General features: G+C 73.5%; 8 protein-coding genes. 6 read left to right on the top strand and 2 right to left on the bottom strand.

Annotation, left to right across the window (positions count from 1 at the left end; translation table 11 throughout):
• Positions 1 to 17 precede the first annotated feature (17 nt).
• Positions 18 to 8,897: a non-ribosomal peptide synthetase gene (locus POF43_RS05745; protein WP_271322601.1), complete on the bottom strand. Its 8,880-nt coding sequence runs from the start codon at positions 8,895 to 8,897 to the stop codon at positions 18 to 20.
• Positions 8,898 to 9,232: 335 nt separating this feature from the next.
• On the opposite strand from POF43_RS05745, the gene POF43_RS05740 reads away from it, so the two are divergent.
• The 6 genes from POF43_RS05740 to sbnB all read left to right on the top strand — a co-directional run bounded on the left by POF43_RS05740 (position 9,233) and on the right by sbnB (position 15,415).
• Entirely contained in the window at positions 9,233 to 9,721 is a 489-nt protein-coding gene (locus POF43_RS05740) for a cobalamin B12-binding domain-containing protein (protein ID WP_372515855.1), read from the top strand.
• Positions 9,708 to 10,976, top strand: coding sequence for a methylaspartate mutase (locus tag POF43_RS05735; protein ID WP_271313301.1), 1,269 nt, complete (start codon positions 9,708 to 9,710; stop codon positions 10,974 to 10,976). The genes POF43_RS05740 and POF43_RS05735 overlap by 14 nt, the downstream gene beginning before the upstream one ends.
• Positions 10,977 to 11,093: 117 nt before the next feature.
• A complete protein-coding gene (locus POF43_RS05730) occupies positions 11,094 to 12,110 on the top strand; it encodes an asparagine synthetase A (RefSeq protein WP_271322600.1) in 1,017 nt (338 codons plus the stop codon).
• Positions 12,107 to 13,360 carry a glutamate synthase-related protein gene (locus POF43_RS05725; RefSeq protein ID WP_271322599.1) on the top strand — a complete coding sequence of 418 codons (1,254 nt, stop codon included), beginning with the start codon at positions 12,107 to 12,109 and terminating at the stop codon, positions 13,358 to 13,360. Before POF43_RS05730 ends, POF43_RS05725 begins: the two co-directional genes overlap by 4 nt.
• 55 nt (positions 13,361 to 13,415) lie before the next feature.
• Positions 13,416 to 14,363 (top strand): 2,3-diaminopropionate biosynthesis protein SbnA, encoded by a 948-nt coding sequence (gene sbnA / locus POF43_RS05720; protein WP_271313304.1) that lies wholly within the window; start codon positions 13,416 to 13,418, stop codon positions 14,361 to 14,363.
• Positions 14,364 to 14,407: 44 nt separating this feature from the next.
• Positions 14,408 to 15,415, top strand: coding sequence for a 2,3-diaminopropionate biosynthesis protein SbnB (gene sbnB, locus POF43_RS05715; protein ID WP_271322598.1), 1,008 nt, complete (start codon positions 14,408 to 14,410; stop codon positions 15,413 to 15,415).
• Positions 15,416 to 15,510: 95 nt separating this feature from the next.
• Here the strand turns inward: sbnB and POF43_RS05710 are convergent, their stop codons facing one another.
• Positions 15,511 to 16,035: a hypothetical protein gene (locus tag POF43_RS05710; protein WP_271318893.1), complete on the bottom strand. Its 525-nt coding sequence runs from the start codon at positions 16,033 to 16,035 to the stop codon at positions 15,511 to 15,513.
• Positions 16,036 to 16,157 lie beyond the last annotated feature (122 nt).

The following is a 16,157-nucleotide window of genomic DNA, read 5'->3' as shown; positions in this document are numbered from 1 at the left end:
GGTGCGGTGCCGTGCCGTCAGCTCGCCCGGCTGAACTGGGCGGAGATGGCGGCCATCATGATGTCGGCCATGGCGGTGCCCAGTTGGGCGGGGGTGGGGGCGGTGAACAGGGTGCGCACCGGGATCTCGATGCCGAGCGCCTTGCGCAGCCGGCTGGTGACCTGGGTGGCCAGCAGCGAGTGGCCACCGAGTTCGAAGAAGTTGTCGTCCACGCCGATGGTCTGCACCCCGAGGATGTCGGACCAGATCGCCGTGATCGCCTCCTCCACCCGGTTGCGCGGCGCGGTATAGGCCGAATCCAGGCCGGGGCGCCCGGTGTCGGGCACCGGCAGGGCCCGGCGGTCGGTCTTGCCGTTCGGGGTGAGCGGCAGCCGGTCCAGGACGACGAACGCGGCCGGCACCATGTGGTCGGGCAGGTGCCGCTGGAGGTGGGCGCGCAACTGCCCGACGCTGGGCGCGGCGGCCGGGTCGGCCGGCACGACGTAGCCGGCCAGCCGCTTGTCGCCGGGGGTGTCCTCGCGGACCACCACGGTCGTCGCGGTGACGCCCGGGTGCGCCAGCAGGGTGGACTCGATCTCGCCGAGTTCGATCCGGAAGCCCCGCAGCTTGACCTGGGTGTCGATGCGGCCGACGAACTCCAGCATCCCGTCGGGCCGCCACTTGACCAGGTCGCCGCTGCGGTAGACCCGGTGGGTGGCGCCGTCCAGTTCGTACGGCACGAACTTCGCCGCGGTCAGTTCGGGCTGGTTGAGGTAGCCGCGGGCCAGTCCGCGGCCGCCGATGAGCAGTTCGCCGGGGACGCCGACCGGCACCGGCCGGTCGTAGCGGTCGACCACCCACAGCAGCGAGTTGGCCGACGGGCGCCCGATCGGCGGCAGCGGGTCGCCGGGCTCGACGTCGGTGGAGGTGACCAGCACCGTCGTCTCGGTGGGCCCGTAGACGTTGTGCACCCGGAACGGCAGCCGGACGCCGGCCGGCAGCCGCAGCAGGTCGCCGCCGGTCATGATGTACTCCGGGCCGCCGGTGCCGTCCCACGGCAGGGCGGCCAGCGCCTCCAGCATCGGGGTGGACAAGAACGTGCCGCGGATGCCCTGGTCGATGAGCCACTGCTGGAGCAGCGGCGGGGTCAGGCGGACGTTGTCGTCGGTGACGCAGCAGGTGGCGCCGGCGGCCAGGGCCGGCCACAGCTCCCAGGCGGCGGCGTCGAAGCCGACGCCGGCGAGCAGTGCGACCCGGTCGCCGGGCACGATCGCGAAGCCGTCGAAGGTCCAGTGCACCAGGTCCACCGCGCTGCGGTGCTGGATCAGGGCGCCCTTGGGCCGGCCGGTGGAGCCGGAGGTGTAGATGACGTAGGCGAGGTCGTCGGGGGTGGAGACCGGTTCGGGGTCGCCGGCCGGCAGGTCCCGCAGCGCCTCCCCGTCCCGGTCGGTGAGGAAGTGCGGGGTGTCGGCGGGCAGCCGGCCGGCCAGGCCGGAGTCGGTGACGACGACCGGGGTGCCGGTGTCGTGGACCATGTACGCCAGCCGGTCGGTGGGGTAGCCGGGGTCCAGCGGGGCGTAGGCGCCGCCGGCCTTGAGCACGGCGAGCTGGGCGCAGACCAGGTCCGGGCCGCGGTCCAGGCAGACGGCCACCAGGGTGTCGGGGCCGACGCCGTAGCGGGAACGCAGGTGGTGGGCGAGCCGGTTGGCCCGCTCGTTGAGTTCGCGGTACGTCAGCGGGCCGGCCGCGCAGTCCACGGCGACGGCGTCCGGCAGGCGGGCGGCGCACTGCTCGACGAGCTGGTGGAGGGTCGCGGTGGTGGGGTAGTCGGCGGCGGTGTCGTTCCACTCGCCGAGGATCTGCCCGCGTTCGGCCGCGGTGAGCAGGTCGAGCTGCGACAGCCGGGCCTGCGGGGTGCCGCCGACCGCGTCGAGCAGGGTGGCGAAGTGCCCGGCCAGCCGTTCCACCGTCTGCGGTTCGAACAGGTCGGTGCGGTACTCCACGGTGGCCCGCAGGTCGTCGCCGTCGGTGTCGTCGACGGTGACGATCAGGTCGAACTTCGCGTCCCGCAGGGCGACCGGCACCTGCTCGACGCTCGCGCCGGGCAGCGCCCAGGTGTCGGCCCCGGCGGCGCGCAGCAGGAACATGGTCTGGAAGAACGGGTTGCGCGACAGGTCGCGTTCGGGGGCGAGCTCCTCCACGATGCGTTCGAACGGCAGGTCCTGGTGGTCGTAGGCGGCCAGCGCGGTGTCCTTGACCCGGTCCAGCAGTTCGGTGAACGTCGGGTCGCCGGACAGGTCGGTGCGCATGACCAGGGTGTTGACGAAGAAGCCGACCAGGTCCTCGATCTCGGCGCGGTTGCGCCCGGCGATCGGGGTGCCGACCGCGATGTCCTCCTGCCGGCTGTACTTCGCCAGCAGGATCTGGAACGTGGAGAGCATCGCCATGAACAAGGTGGCGCCGCGGTCGGCGGCGGTGGCCCGCAGCCGGTCGGCGGTGCCGGCCGGGACGGTGAAGCCGACGGTGCCGCTGCCGCCGCTGCGCAGGGCGGGCCGCCGGTGGTCGGTGGGCAGCTCCAGCGGCTCGATGGCGGCCAACTGCTCACGCCAGTAGTTGAGTTGGCGGTCCAGCACGTCGCCGGTCAGCCACTGCCGCTGCCAGACGGCGAAGTCGGCGTACTGCACGGGCAGTTCGGGCAGGTCGGCCGCGCGGTCAGCGAGCGCGGCGGCGTAGCAGGCGCGCAGTTCGCGGGCGAGGACGCCTTCGGACCAGCCGTCGGCGACGATGTGGTGCAGCGTCAGCAGCAGGTACTGGTCGTCGTCGGCCAGCCGGACGACGTCGGCGCGCAGCAGGGGTCCGCGGGCCAGGTCGGCCGGGCGGGCGGTCTCGGTGTCGATGATGCGGCGGGCGGCGGCCTCGCGTTCGGCGGCGTCGGCGGTGGCGCGCAGGTCGTGGACGGTGGCGGTCAGGGCCGCCGGGGCGTCGACGATCTGGGTGGGCTCGCCGTCGTCGTCGGCGACGAACCGGGTGCGCAGCACCTCGTGCCGGGCACACAGCGCGGTCAGCGCGGTCTCCAGCGCGGGGATGTCGAGGGTGCCGGTGACGCGCAGCGCGAACGGCAGGGCGTACTCGGCGCGTTCGGGGTCGAGCTGGTCGAGGAACCACAGCCGCTGCTGGGCGAAGGACAGCGGGAGCGGGCCGCCGTCGCGCGGCACCGGGACCGGCCGGGCCTCGTCGGGGAGCGGTGCGGCGGCGGTGCCGGGGGTGGCTTCGGTGACGGCGGCGGCCAGGGCGGCCGGGGTGGAGGAGGTGAACAGGGCGCGGACCGGCAGTTCGACGCCGAGGTCCTGCCGCAGGCGTGAGACGACCTGGATGGCGAGCAGGGAGTGGCCGCCGAGTTCGAAGAAGTTGTCGTCGACGCCGATGGTCGCGACGCCCAGCACGTCGGACCAGATGGCGGTGACCGCCTGCTCGGCCGGGGTGCGCGGTGCGGTGTAGGCGGACTCCAGGTCGTCGCGCCCGGTGTCGGGCACCGGCAGGGCGCGGCGGTCGATCTTGCCGTTCTTGGTGAGCGGCAGCCGGTCGAGCAGGACGAAGGCGGGCGGGACCATGTAGTCGGGCAGCCGCTGCTGGAGGTGGGCGCGCAGGTCGGCCGCGGTGGGTCCGTCGGCGACGAGGTAGGCGGCCAGCCGCTTGTCGCCGGGGGTGTCCTCGCGGACGATGACGACGGCGGCGGTGACGCCGGGGCAGGTCAGCAGGGCGGCCTCGATCTCGCCGAGTTCGATGCGGAACCCGCGGATCTTGACCTGGTTGTCGACGCGGGCGACGAACTCCAGCTGGCCGTCGGTGCGCCACTTGACCAGGTCGCCGCTGCGGTAGACGCGTTCGGTACGGCCGTCGACGCCGTAGTCGATGAACTTGCGCCCGGTCAGTTCGGGCTGGTTGAGGTAGCCGCGGGCCACGCACACCCCGCCGATGAGGAGTTCACCGGTGACGCCGACGGGCACCGGGCGGTCGTAGCGGTCGACGACGTAGAGGGTGGTGTTGGCGATGGCCCGGCCGATGGGCGGCAGCGGGTCGCCCGGTTCGGCCTCGGTGAAGGTCATGATGACCGTGGTCTCGGTGGGGCCGTAGTCGTTGTAGATGCGGAACGGCAGCCGGACGCCGGCCGGCAGCCGCAGCAGGTCGCCGGCGGTGTGGACGTACTCCAAGGTGGTGGTTGCGCCCCAGCTCAGCGCGGCCAGCGCCTCCAGCATCGGCGGGGACAGGTAGGTGCAGCGGATGCCGTCGTCCTCCAGCCAGCGCTGAAGGAGCGTGGGCGTCAGGCGGACGCTCTCGGTGGGGATGCAGCAGGTGGCGCCGTCGGCCAGCGCGCGCCACAGCTCCCAGGCGGCGACGTCGAAGGCGACACCGGCCACCATGGCGACCCGGTCACCGGTCTCCAGGGGGAAGTGGTCGAGCGTCCACTGCACCAGGTTGACCATGCTGTCGTGCTGGATCTGGACGCCCTTGGGCCGGCCGGTGGAGCCGGAGGTGTAGATGATGTACGCGGTGTGGCCGGGGCCGGCGGCGGGCTCGGGGTCGGTGCCGGGCTGGTCGCCGGCGGCCGGCCAGTCGCGGTCGGTGAGCAGGAGCGTGCTGCCGTCGAAGAGGTGGGCGTGCCCGCTGTCGGTGATGACCAGCGGGGTGGCGCTGTCGCTCACCATGTGGCTGAGGCGGTCGGCGGGGTAGTCCGGGGCGAGCGGGACGTAGCCGCCGCCGGCCTTGAGGACGGCCAGTTCGGCGCAGAACAGTTCGGCGCTGCGTTCCAGGCAGACGGCCACCAGGGTGTCGGGGCCGACGCCGTGGCGGGAGCGCAGGTGGTGGGCGAGCCGGTTGGCCCGTTCGTTGAGTTCGCCGTAGGTCGTCTCCCGGTCGCCGTGGCGTACCGCGACGGCGTCGGGGCGGCGGGCGGCCTGTTCCTCGACGAGCTGGTGGACGGTCTTGGTGTCCGGGTAGGGGGCGGTGGTGCGGTTCCACTCCACGAGGGTCTGGCGCCGCTCGGCGGGGGTGAGCATCTCCAGGTCGCCGAGCCGGGCGCCGGGGGTGGTGCCGACGGCGGCCAGCAGGGTGCGGAAGTGGCCGGCCAGCCGTTCGGCGGTGGCCGGCTCCAGCAGGTCGGCGGCGTAGACCAGGGAGGCGTCCAGCGAGCCGTCGGGCGCTTCGGTCAGGTACAGGGTGAGGTCGAACTGCGCCTCGGGGGTGGTGACGGCGGCCGGTTCGACGGTCAGGCCGGGCAGCGCCCAGTCGTTGCCGTCGGGGACGTTCTGCAGGACGAACAGGGTCTGGAAGAGCGGGTTGCGCGACAGGTCGCGTTCGGGGGCGAGTTCCTCCACGATCCGTTCGAACGGCAGGTCCTGGTGGTCGTAGGCGGCCAGCGCGGTGTCCTTGACCCGGTCGAGCAGCTCGGTGAACGTCGGGTTGCCCGACAGGTCGGTGCGCAGGACCAGGGTGTTGACGAAGAAGCCGACCAGGTCCTCCACCTCGGCGCGATTGCGCCCGGCGATCGGGGTGCCCACCGCGATGTCCTGCTGCCCGCTGTACTTCGACAGCAGCAGCTGGAAGACCGACAGCAGCGCCATGAACGGGCTGGCGCCCCGCTCGGCGGCGGCGGCCTTCAGCGCGGCGGTGACGTCGGCGGGCACGCTGAAGGTGTGGGTCGCGCCCCGGCTGCCGCGTACCGGCGGCCGCCGGTGGTCGGTGGGCAGTTCCAGCGGCTCGATGCCGGCCAACTGCTCACGCCAGTAGTCCAGTTGGCCGTCCAGTCGCTCGCCGGTCAGCCACTGCCGCTGCCAGACGGCGAAGTCGGCGTAGGCCACGGGCAGTTCGGGCAGGTCGGGCTCGCGGTCCTCCAGCGCCGCCGCGTAGTGCTCGCGCAGCTCGCGGGCGAGGACGCCTTCCGACCAGCCGTCGGAGGCGATGTGGTGGACGGTGAGCAGCAGGTGGTGGTCGTCGTCGGCGAGCCGGGCGACGGCGGCGCGCAGCATCGGGTCGGCGGCCAGGTCGAACGGGCGGGCGGCCTCGGCGGCCAGCAGGGTGCGGGCGGCCTCGGCGCGGGCGGTGGCGTCGCCGGCGTCCCGCAGGTCGTGGACGGTGACCGGCACCGGGTACGCGGCGTCCACGGTCTGCAACGGGCGGCCGTCGGCGTCGGCGGTGAACCGGGTGCGCAGCGTCTCGTGGCGGGCCACCAGCGCGCCGAGCGCGCTCTCCAGCACGGCCGTCTCCAGCGGACCGCGCACCCGCAGGGCGACGGGCAGCACATATTCGCTTCGGCCGGGTTCCAACTGGTCGAGGAACCACAGGCGTTGCTGGGCGAAGGACAGCGGCAGCGGGCCGGTGCGGTCGGCGCGCGGGACGGGCGCGGTCCCGGCGGTGTCCAGGGTCGCGACGGCGGCGGCGAGCGCGGCCGGGGTGGACGCGCCGAACAGGGCGCGGACCGGGATCTCGACGCCGAGGTCGGCGCGCAGGCGCGAGGCGACCCGGGTGGCCAGCAGCGAGTGGCCGCCCAGCGCCAGGAAGTCGTCGTGGACGCCGACGGGTTCGATGCCCAGGATGTCGGACCACACGGCGGTGATCGCCTGCTCGACCGGGGTGCGCGGCGCGGTGTAGGCCGCCTCCAGGTCGGGGCGGCGGCCGTCCGGGACGGGCAGCGCCTTGCGGTCGACCTTGCCGTTGGCGGTGAGCGGCAGCCGGTCGAGGGTGACGTAGCGGGCGGGCAGCATGTACGCGGGCAGGTCCCGGGCGAGCCGGGCGCGCAGGTCGGCGGTGGTGGGCGCGGCGCCGGGGGCGGGCACCAGGTAGGCGGCGAGCCGCTTGTCGCCGGGGGTGTCCTCGCGGACGACGACGGTGGCGGCGGCGACAGCGGGGTGCGCGAGCAGGGCGGCCTCGATCTCGCCCAGTTCGATCCGGTGGCCGCGCAGCTTGACCTGGTCGTCGATGCGGCCGAGGTATTCCAGCCGGCCGTCGGGCAGCCATCTGACCAGGTCGCCGGTGCGGTAGACGCGGGCGCCGGGGGTGTCGCTGAAGGGGTGGGGCACGAAGCGCTGCTCGGTCAGGTCGGGCCGGTTGAGGTAGCCGCGGGCCACATTGACGCCGCCGAGCAGGAGTTCGCCGGGGACGCCGACCGGCTGCGGGCGCCGGGCGGCGTCGACGACGTAGACCTCGGTGTTGTCGATCGGGCGGCCCATCGGGACGCGTTCGGCGTCCGGGGCGACCTCGCGGGTCATGCTGACCACGTTGCCGACGGTGCCCTCGGTCGGGCCGTACTCGTTGACCAGGACGGTGCCGCAGGCGCTGGTGCTCAGCACGCGGTGGGCCAGGGCCGGGGTGAGGTCCTCACCGCCGGCGACGACGGTGGCGATGCGGTGCCGGGCACCGGTGTGCTCCAGCTGCGCGGTGAGGACCTCCAGGTGCGACGGGGTGGCCTTCAGGAAGCTGATGGGCTCGCCGGTCAGGACGGTCTCGACCGCGGCGTCGAAGACGGTCCGGCCGGGGCCGGGCACCGGGACGGTGATCCGCAGGCCCTGGATCAGCGGGAGGAACAAGGCGGTGACGGTCAGGTCGAAGGTGACCGAGGAGTACAGCAGGGTGCCGGTGCCGTGCCCGGCGTGCGGCGGGTAGTTGCGGTCGCACTGGTGGAGGTAGTTGACGACGCCCTGGTGGTCGAGCTGGACGCCCTTGGGGCGGCCGGTGGAGCCGGAGGTGTAGATGACGTAGGCCAGGTCGTGCGCGGTGGCGGCCGGCCCGGGGTCGGTCGCGGGGCCGGCCGGCCAGCCGGTGTCGGTGAGCAGCCGGGGGGTCGCGGCCGGCAGCAGGCCGGCGTGGTCGGTGTGGGTGACGACCAGCGGGGTGGCGGTGTCCTGGACCATGTAGGCGATGCGGTCGGCGGGGTGTTCGGGGTCGAGCGGGACGTAGGCGGCGCCGGCCTTGAGGATGCCGAGCAGGGCGCAGATCAGGTCGGGGCCGCGGTCGAGGAGGACGGCGACCAGCGTGCCGGGGCCGGCGCCGTGCCGCGAACGCAGGTGGTGGGCCAGCCGGTTGGCCCGCTCGTTGACCTGGCGGTAGGTCAGGGTCTCGGCGCCGCGGGTGACGGCGACGGCGTCGGGGTGGCGCCGGGCGCTCGCCTCGACGAGCTGGTGGACGGTCGCGGTGTCGGGGTAGGCGCCGACCGGTCCGCGCCACTCGGTGAGGATCTGCCGGCGTTCGGCGGCGGTGAGCATCTCCCGTGCGGACAGCGCGGCGTGCGGGTCGGCGGCGGCGCCGGCCAGCAGCGTGCCGAGGTGGCCGGCCATGCGCAGCGCGGTGTCCCGGTCGAACAGGTCGGCGCGGTAGCCGAGTGAGCCGCTGAGCGCGCCGTCGTGCCGCGTGAGGTCCCAGACCAGGTCCGGGCGGGCGGTGTCCCGGTCGGGCGCCGGGTGCGGTGCGCCGGCGGCGTCGCGCAGGACGAACACCGGGGTGCGGGGCAGGTCGCAGGCGGTGCCGAACTCGCCGGCCGGCCCGGCGGACGGCAGGCCGCGGTGGTCGGCGGCCGGCGCGGCGGCGGCCGCGACCCGGTCGAGCAGCCCGCTGAAGGACGGGTCGCCGGACAGGTCGGTGCGCACAAGCGCGGTGTCGGGGCCGGCGGCGGTGACGACCGCGATGTCGTCCTGGCCGCTGTAGCGGGCCAGCAGCAGCTGGAAGACCGCCAGCAGGGCGACCGGCAGGCCGCCGCGGCCGACGGCGGTCGCGGCCAGCGCCGCGGTGGTGCCGGCGGGGACGTCGAAGGTGACCGATGCGCGCGGCGCGCCGGACCCGGCGGTCCGCCGGCGGTCCGTCGGCAGTTCGAGCGGTTCCAGGCCCTCCAACGCCTGCCGCCAGTAGTCCGACCGGTGATCAGTCATCGTTCGCTCCCCACATCGTCAGCGCGTTCGGTGTTTGGTGGGCCGTGGGAAACCGCACGGACCCGTCGCAGAGGCAGACGGTGCGAAGACGTGACCGTCATTGGAGATACCCGCGATCGAACGCTAGGGCGCGGCCCGCGGCCGTCCCAGTGGGCGAAAGTGCCTCGGGGGCGGGTGGGCACAAGTACCCAGTTCCACGCGGTGGGTTCGCTGGCGACGATGAGGCGTCACTTGTGGACTGCCCAAGCGGTTCGACGGCACAGACGTCCACGGGTACCAGGCCCCGGCCGCTTCGGTCGCGGTCCCGCTCACGGCGTCAGAAAGGCAGGTCGGCTGTGGACTTGCGTCAGCAGTCCTCGAGGAACGGTTCGCCCCGCAAGGTCGTTCTCAGCACCATCCCCTCCGATGCGCACACCTGGAACCTGCTGTTCCTGCAACTGCTGCTGGAGGAGCACGGCTGCGCGGTCACCAATCTCGGCGCCTGCGTCCCGGTGGAGACCCTGGTCGCCGAGTCGGTGCGCTGCCGCCCCGACCTGATCGTGCTGAGCACGGTCAACGGGCACGGTGTGCACGAGGGGCTGGACGTGGCCCGGGCGGTGCGCGGCCGGCGGGAGCTGGACGGCGTGCCGCTGGTCATCGGCGGCAAGATCGACACCGCCGGGTCCCGGACCGCCGCGGACTTCCGCCCGCTGCTGGACGCGGGGTTCGACGCGGTGCACGTCGGGGTGACGGCCGTGCCGGACTTCCTGGCGCTGCTGGAACGGCTGCCGTCCGTCGGGCACGACGGCACCGGGCGGAGGGCGTACGTCGATGCCGCCCGCTGAGCTCGCCGCCGCGGGCACCTTCCACGCGGCGATGGACGCCGCCCGCCGGTCGGGCACCCTCGTGGTCCAGCCGCGCATGGGCTTCGGCGACACCGCGCGGATGCGGGCCGGGCTCATCGCCACCCGGGACGCGAACGCCGCGACGGTCGGCACCTTGACGCTGGACAGCTTCACCCGGGTCGGCGACTTCGACGCCGCGGCCCGCGCCGTCCGTGAGGGCCGGCCGCTGAACGGGTACCCCATCGTCAGCTTCGCGCCCGACGTCACCCGCACGATGCTCGACGGGGTGTGCGGGCCGGACTTCCCGGTCCAGGTGCGGCACGGTTCCCCGCTGCCCGGCCGCATCTTCGACGCCCTCATCGACGCCGGGATCGACGCCACCGAGGGCGGCCCGATCTCGTACTGCCTGCCCTACAGCCGCACCCCGGTGCAGCGGTCGGTGGCCGCGTGGAAGGAGGCGTGCCGCAAGCTCGCGGCGCTGCGCGAGCGGGGGGTGGAGCCGCACCTGGAGAGCTTCGGCGGCTGCATGCTGGGCCAGTTGTGCCCGCCGTCGCTGCTGATCGCCATCACCGTGCTGGAGGGCCTGTTCTTCCTCCAGAACGGCGTGCGCAGCATCTCGCTGAGCTACGCGCAGCAGACCAGCGCGCAGCAGGACGAGGAGGCCGTCACGGCCCTGCACCGGATCGCGGCGCGGCTGATGCCGGACGCGGCCTGGCACGTGGTGATCTACGCCTACATGGGCCTGTACCCGGCCACCGAGCCCGGGGCGCTGCGGCTGGTGGCCGACGCGGCGCGGCTGGCGGTCAGGACCGGGTCGACCCGGTTGATCGTCAAGACCGCCGCGGAGGCCGAGCGCATCCCCTCCATCGCGGAGAACGTCACCGCCATGGAGGTGGCCGCCGCCGCGGCGGCCATGACCAGCCGCGGCACCGCGCCGGCCCCGACCGGTGTCGAGGCCGAGGCGCTGGCGCTGATCCACGCGGTGCTGGACCTCAACGGCGACGTCGGCAAGGCGCTGGTGCAGGCGTTCGCCCAGGGCTACCTCGACATCCCGTACTGCATGCACCCGGACAACGCCGGCCGCACCCGCAGCGTGATCTCCGACGACGGGCGCCTGGAGTGGACCCGCACCGGTTCGCTGCCCATCGGCCACCTCACGCAGCCGCACCGGTCGGCGCAGCTGACCTCCACGCGCCTGCTGCACGCCCTCAGCTACGTCAAGCACCGCTACGACGACCTCCCGACGCCGGCCTGAGCCGCGCCCGGGGCCCCGGCGCACCGCCTTCCCGGGCGGGCCGTGTCCCCGGCACGCCGCGGCCGGGCTGCCCGGCCCGGGTCCGCACCCTCACCAGCACCACCGAAAGGACTTGGCATGACCACGCAGATGGACCGGCCGCTCTCCGTCCCCGCCGCCGACCTCATCCCGCCGCCCCGGCTGCGGCTGAGTGATCCGCGGACCCGCGCGACGCTGCGGATCCAGCAGACCCTGGTCGCCGGCGCCCGTGAGTTCCTGCGCGGCGGCGGGGCGGTGGAGATGCTGCACCCGATCATCGGCCCGGTGACCGACCCCGGTTCGCGCGGCGCCAAGCAGGCCGACATCGACTTCTACGGCCACAAGTACAAGCTGATGACCAGCGCGATCCTCTACAAGCAGGCGTCGCTGCTGGCGTTCGACCGGATGTTCCTGATCGCGCCGAACGTGCGGCTGGAGCCGATCGAGACCAGCTCCACCCGCCGGCACCTCGCGGAGTTCCGGCAGATCGACGTGGAGGTCGCGCTGGCCACCCGCGACGACGCGATGGACCTGGTCGAGGGCCTGGTGCGGCACGCGGTCAGCGCGGTGGTGAACGAGTGTGCCGAGGACCTCGCCGTCCTGGAGCGCGACCCGGGCAAGCTGCTGGCCTTCGTCGCCGAGCCGTTCGCCCGCATCCCGCACACCGAGGTGGTCGACAAGCTGCGCGCCGGCGGCTACCCGCAGGCGGCCGGCACCGAGATCGAGTGGGAGGCGGAGGAGCTGATCTCCCGGGACGCCGACGCGCCGTTCTTCATCGTCGGCTACCCCAAGGGCTCGCGCGGCTTCTACGACAAGGAGAGCCCGCAGGAGCCGGGCACGCTGCTGAACTTCGACCTGATCGCGCCGGAGTCCTGCGGGGAGCTGTGCAGCGGCAGCGAGCGGGAGTCGGAGTACGCCAAGATCATCACGCGGATGCGGGAGACCGGCGAGAACCCCTCGAAGTACGCCTGGTACCTCGACGTGGTGCGCAACGGCATCCCGGGCAGCGCCGGTTTCGGCATCGGCCTGGAGCGCCTCACCCGCTGGGTGGCCGGCCTGGACTCGGTCTGGCAGGCGACCGCGTTCCCCAAGCTCGCGGGGGTCGTGTCGCCGTGACCTACCTCAACGCACCCGGCTTCCCCGAACAGGACGTGCGGCGCCGGGCCCGGGACGGCGCGGCGGCGGTCTTCCCGCCGCTGGAGGACTACGGCACGTCGGTCTACGGCGCCGATTCCGACCGGTCCGCCCGGGCCGGCGACGACATCGACGCGCTGCGGCTGGTGCCGCCGGTCTTCATGCCGGGCCGGCTCGCCAAGCTCATCGACCTGGGCCGCGAACCGCTCTACTCCGACGTCGCGCTGGAGACCGGCTTCGGCGGCCTGCGCTCCCCGCTGCCGGTCTACGTCTCGGCGCTGGGCTCCACCCGGGTGGCCAGCACCACGCTGGCCATCAGCCGGCAGGCCGGCCGGCTGGGCGTCCCGATGATCATCGGCGAGAACGTCGCACCGATGAACGGCTTCCGCTCCACCGGCGACGAGCACCGCAAGGGCCTGCTGGAACGGGTGCACGCCTACGTCGAGGAACTGCCCGACGGGCTGGGGGGCGTCGTCGTCCAGCAGAGCACCGAGGACGCCAACTCCGAGGTGTGGAACCACGTCTACAGCGACCCGGCCGTCAACGGCCTGCTGGCCACCGGCCGGCTGGCCTTCGAGCTGAAGACCGGCCAGGGCGCCAAGCCCGGACTCGGCGGCCTCACCATGGTCGGCGAGGAGGCGGCGCCCGGCCTGGAGGAGCAGTACGCCATCGAGCGGCTGACCCAGGACGGGCCGGTGCTGCGCTGCTCGTGCCCGGGGACGTTCACCGAGGAGATCTTCCGCCAGCAGATCCACCTCATGCGCAACAACTACCCGCGGGCCCGCTGCTGGGTGAAGCTCTTCCCCGGCCGCGACGTGGGCCGGGCGGCGAGCGTGGCGTGGACGGCCGGCGCGGACGCGGTCACCGTCGACGGCGCGGAGGGCGGCACCGGCTGGGCGCCCACCTCCTTCCTTCAGGACGTCGGCCTGCCGCTCGCGGAGTGCCTGCGCCGGGTGGACGCCGGCGCCGGAACCCTGCTGGCCAGCGGCCGGGTGTGGAACGGATCGCGGGCGGTGAAGCTGCTCGCGCTGGGAGCCTCGGCCGCCGGACTCGGCCGGGCCGCGCTGGTCGCCGTCGACGAGGACCCCGACCGGGGGCTGGAGCGGCTGGTGGGCGCTGTGGAGCTGGAGATGAAGCTGATCATCAGCGCGCTCGGCAAGTACGCGACCGACGAGATCGGCGGCGAGGACCTGTGGGCCCCCTCCGGCTGGTCAAGCCACGAGGACACCTGATGGCGGCGCCATCGACTCGTGTCCTCTCTCATCGAGCCTGGGCGGAGTTCTCACCGTGATCTACGAAAAAACGTACGACATGGTCACCGACGACATCTTCATGCGCCTGCCGTACCTGGCGCCGGGCGCGGAGGTGTTCCTGAAGATCGAGGGCCTCAACCCGGCCGGCTCGGTCAAGCTCAAGACGGCGCTGAGCCTCATCGAGGACGCCGAGAACCACGGCAGACTCAAGCCGGGAGCCCGGATCATCGAGTCCTCCTCGGGCAACCTCGGCATCGCGCTCAGCTCGATCTGCGCCACCAAGGGCTACGCCTTCACCTGCGTGGTGGACCCCAACACCTCGGCCACCAGCGCCGACCTGATGCGCGCCCTGGGCACCGAGGTGGTCGTCGTCGACACCCTGGACGCCAACGGCGGATTCCTCCAGTCGCGCATCTCCTACATCCAGCAGCGCACCGCCACCGACCCGACGATGATCTGGCTCAACCAGTACGCCAACCCCGCCAACCCCCGGGCGCACTACGACCAGACCGCCAGCAGCATGCTCAAGGAACTCCAGCAGATCGACTACCTGTTCGTCGGGGTCGGCTCGACGGGCACGTTCGTCGGCTGCGCCGAGTACTTCCGCGAGTACTCCCCCGACACCCGCGTCGTCGCGGTGGACGCGGCCGGCTCGGTCACCTTCGGCGGCGTGCCGGGCCGCCGCCGCATCCCCGGCCTGGGCGCGAGTCGGCGCCCGGAGCTGTGCCGGCCGGAACTGGCCGACGAGGTGGTGTACATCACCGAACTGGACGCCGTCCGCGAGTGCCGGCTGATGGCCCGTGAACACGGCCTGCTGGTCGGCGGCTCCACCGGCTCGGTGCTCGCCGCCATCCGGCAGCGCGGCGGCACCTTCCCCACCGCCAGCCGCATCGCGGCGATCTCCCCCGACCTGGGCGAGCGCTACCTGCGGACCGTCTACGACGACGCATGGGTGGCCGAGCAGTTCGGCGGCCTGTGGTAGCCCTGCCCCTCCTCCCGTTCCCTCCAGCCCGAAAGGCCACCACGATGTCGACGTTCCACGTGATCGGCGGAAAGGTCACGCAGGACGTGATCGCCGCGTCCCCGTCGAGGATCCTGGAGATCGTCCGCGAGACCTACCTGCGGCACAGCGCCGGCGAGACGGTCAACCCCAACAGCTACTTCCTGCGCTTCCCGGACCGGCCCAGCTGCCGCATCATCGCGCTGCCCGCGCACATCGGCGGCGACCAGCCGGTGTCCGGCATCAAGTGGATCGCCAGCTACCCGCCCAACATCGAGCGCAACCTCCAGCGCGCCTCGGCGGTCCTGCTGCTCAACGACGCGGAGACCGGCTACCCGTTCGCCTGCCTGGAGGCCTCGCAGATCTCCGCGGCCCGCACCGCCGCGTCCGCGGCCCTGGCGGTGGAGACCCTCTCCGAGGGCGACCGGCCGCGCAAGGTGCTGTTCGTCGGCGCCGGGGTGATCGGCCGGACCGTCTCGGACTTCCTCGCCGCCCGCGGCCTGTCCGTCGACGAGTGCATGGTCCACGACCACGTCGACGGCTACGCCCGCACGTTCGCCTCCTACGTCAGCGACACGCACGGCTGGAGCGCCCGGCACGTCCCCGACGTCGACTGCGCCCTGGCCGCCGCCGACCTGGTGGTGCTGGCCACCACCGCGCCGGCGCCGTGGCTGTGCGACGAGCAGATCCTGCGCCCCGGGCAGCTGATCCTCAACCTGTCGCTGCGCGACATCCACCCGACCGTGATGATCAAGTGCAACAACGTGCTGGACGACCTGGACCACTGCCTGACCGCCCAGACCTCCCCGCACCTGACCGAGATCGAGTACGGCAGCCGCGACTTCGTCAACGGCACCCTCGCCGACGTGCTGCGCGGCGAGGCGACGCTGAACGCCGACCGTGCCACGATCTTCTCCCCGTTCGGGCTGGGCGTGCTGGACCTCGCCGTGGGCTGCCACGTCTACCAGTCCGCCCTGGAGCAGGAGCAGGCCACCGAGATCCCCGGGTTCTTCCCTGAACTGTCCCGGTGGTGACCGCCGTTACCCCCTCCTGAACCGCCCGCCCGCCCGCGCTCCGCCGACGAGGGACCCACTCGGTCCCGGTCGGCGGAGCGCTGTCGTGCGGGCCCTCACGCGTGCGGGCGCCGGGCCAGGTGCTGACGGGTGGTGCGGGCGATCTCGCGCCAGAACGGCGCCGCCGTCAGGTACGTGCCCAGGCCGGACAGGATACCGAGGGAGACCTCGACGCTGACCCGGCCCTGCTGGGCCCAGTAGACGTCCTCCAGGTCGAGCAGCAGGGCGAGTTCGTCCGCGATCAGGGCCAGCCCGCTGCCGTAGGCGGCGGCCACCGCGGGATGGCCCACCGCCTGCCGGTCGCCGCGCACCGCCACCAGGCCGACCCCGGTCAGGGCGGCGATGCCGAAGTTGTAGTGGTGCAGGTGGCGGCCGCCGGCGGAGACGTTCCCCCACGGAAGCCAGCCGCCGCGGATGCCGTGCGTGATCAGCCGGGCGGTGCCGAAGGTCAGCCCGAAGGAGATCCAGGTGACCAGCAGGGACCTCGTGGTGGCGGTGAGGTGCCGCTCCGCCGCCCGGTGCCAGTGCTCGGCGAGCCGCTGCGGTTCCGGATCGCCCGGGGACGGCGCGTCGGACCCCATACGTGACCTCCCGGCCTCGGTACCCGTCGCCGCGCCAGCCGCGGTCGCCCCCTGGACCGCAGGCTAGGCCGCCGCGCCCCGGCCGGCGCGCGGGCCACCCCGGGCCACCGCACCGCCGCCCC

The organism is Streptantibioticus silvisoli, assembly GCF_027947535.2.
Classification (GTDB): domain Bacteria; phylum Actinomycetota; class Actinomycetes; order Streptomycetales; family Streptomycetaceae; genus Streptantibioticus_C; species Streptantibioticus_C silvisoli.
Note: the sequence above shows the minus strand (reverse complement) of the source record. Positions and strands in the feature narration are given on the sequence as shown.

What these genes read in the sequence shown, in the direction of transcription:
- POF43_RS05745 (WP_271322601.1), bottom strand. Translation starts at nt 8,897, where the DNA reads ATGACTGATCACCGGTCGGACTACTGGCGGCAGGCGTTGGAGGGCCTG.
- POF43_RS05735 (WP_271313301.1), top strand. Translation starts at nt 9,708, where the DNA reads ATGCCGCCCGCTGAGCTCGCCGCCGCGGGCACCTTCCACGCGGCGATG.
- POF43_RS05730 (WP_271322600.1), top strand. Translation starts at nt 11,094, where the DNA reads ATGACCACGCAGATGGACCGGCCGCTCTCCGTCCCCGCCGCCGACCTC.
- sbnB (WP_271322598.1), top strand. Translation starts at nt 14,408, where the DNA reads ATGTCGACGTTCCACGTGATCGGCGGAAAGGTCACGCAGGACGTGATC.
- POF43_RS05710 (WP_271318893.1), bottom strand. Translation starts at nt 16,035, where the DNA reads ATGGGGTCCGACGCGCCGTCCCCGGGCGATCCGGAACCGCAGCGGCTC.